The following is a 1,690-nucleotide window of genomic DNA, read 5'->3' as shown; positions in this document are numbered from 1 at the left end:
AAAGGCGGCGTCTCGGGTTGCGCCCTGCACGACTGCCTCGATTTCGGCCCGGTGCTGGTAGTGGCACCGCAGCGGCGACAACGTCACCTCCGGCTCCCCCGGCTCGCCGTCGCGCAGGATCAGCAGGCCCTCTGCGGGCACGCGCTCGGGCAGCACCTCACCGCGCAGGGCCTTGGCAGGCAGCGCCGAGAGCCGCGCGTGCAGCGCGATGAGGATGGTTTCGCGGACACTCATTCTATGATACCAGTTCTTGAGAATCCAATGCCGTGAGGAACGTGTATGGACCTTGAAACTGTAGTAAAGGCGGCTAGAGAGGATGAAGTGATCAGGTCACTTTTGAAGCTCGATCCATTCGAAATATTCTTTGCCAATAGTGCGCCGCAGCATTTTGACAAGGAGCAATTCAATTCATTCTTCTCGTTAGAAGTAGCACCCTTCATTCGGGACGCTATTGATCCTAGCAGCGACCTGTTACTTAAGCTCCCATCATTGGGCTGTGCATCTTGCAAAACAGGTGCATTTGGTGTCGCCGCGTTAATTGTGGCAGCTTCTGCTGCCGGCCTTGGGTCGCTCTCCGTGGCATCAACTGCAGTTGTTCAGCTAGCTGCATTTGCAGGCGTAGGAACGACCACCGCGTTGGCTTTCATTGTCTCTCTGGGCGCAACGGTCGCTGGGGGTATTGCGAATGTAGTCAACGCAATTTGTGATTGGATGGGCGCTTGTCCTTAATTTTTTATTCTGGAGCTTGAAGATGGGGCTACTGGATGGGTTCACTGCCGTTGACATCGCGGGCGAGGAAAAGAAGAAGCTCAGAGCGCGTCTAAAGAATGATCCTGGAATATATATCGATTTGAATCACGAAGTATATTGGCTTCTTGTTCGCAAATATCCTGAGAGCGACATAGAGATTGAAGCTTTGGAAATCGTCTTAGCTCAGCTTGATGTTGATGAGGGTAGTAGTGTTGAGACAGTAGACGACGTTGAGGCAGACAGAAGGGTATTTGAAAACAATACAGACAAGCTCCAGTCTAGAGACTACAACTTTTCATCTTCTTATGTTGATCAAACAACGTCCAGCTTTTCAAAGAACATCACATCGGCCACTTCAAGTACATCGTCTGTGAATCTGAGCTTGTCAGTTCCAATCGGAGCGGTCGTAGGCGGCAGTATTGGTGGCGGCGCTTCATATAGCATAACGCGCTCTCTCACTACTGCAATAACCACGGGAAGCACAACGTCAGGAACCGAGACAAAGGCACTTTCCGTCTCAGAGAAGCTCGAAGTTCCACCGCGATCCTATCTTGTTGTTACGGTCTCTCTTTCTCAGAAATTTAGCATATCGAAGGTATCTGGGTTTGTTCAGTTTGACGGCGTAGCAAAAGTCAAGAAGAGCTATAATGATCTAAAGCTTGGGCGCCAGTCAATGCAATATCTTCTTAGAGATGATGCTGGTCGCAAAATCTCAGTCGATGGTCAAATCAGAACTACCTATGTCAGCGAAACAAAAGTGAATTATGCGGAAGGCCCGCTTGACGATACTAGCGCGAGCATAAACGAGTTTCTAATGGCCTTACCTGAAACATTTGTTTCTCGAAACACAAAGCAAATTCCCAAAAGCGGCGAATAAAACCACGTTATCACTTATAATTCAATCTCCCCTCCACCCAGTTGGCCACGATCAGCCCCGGTA

The 1,690-nt window shown here is 50.0% G+C and carries 2 protein-coding genes and 1 pseudogene; 2 read left to right on the top strand and 1 reads right to left on the bottom strand.

Annotated features, from left to right (window positions below):
• Window positions 1–234 (bottom strand): annotated as a pseudogene (locus tag E3D03_RS20635) (acyl-CoA transferase); the annotation flags it as partial.
• Between the two features lie 45 nt (window positions 235–279).
• Here E3D03_RS20635 and E3D03_RS20630 point away from each other — a divergent pair.
• Window positions 280–729 (top strand): hypothetical protein, encoded by a 450-nt coding sequence (locus E3D03_RS20630; protein ID WP_263568510.1) that lies wholly within the window; start codon window positions 280–282, stop codon window positions 727–729.
• Window positions 730–751: 22 nt separating this feature from the next.
• Entirely contained in the window at window positions 752–1,627 is an 876-nt protein-coding gene (locus tag E3D03_RS20625; RefSeq protein ID WP_263568509.1) for an ETX/MTX2 family pore-forming toxin, read from the top strand.
• Window positions 1,628–1,690 lie beyond the last annotated feature (63 nt).

Source organism: Paracoccus sp. DMF, from assembly GCF_004407025.1.
GTDB classification, from domain to species: Bacteria; Pseudomonadota; Alphaproteobacteria; order Rhodobacterales; family Rhodobacteraceae; genus Paracoccus; species Paracoccus aminovorans_B.
The sequence above is the reverse complement of the archived record's forward strand: the minus strand, read 5'-3'. Positions and strand labels throughout refer to the sequence as shown.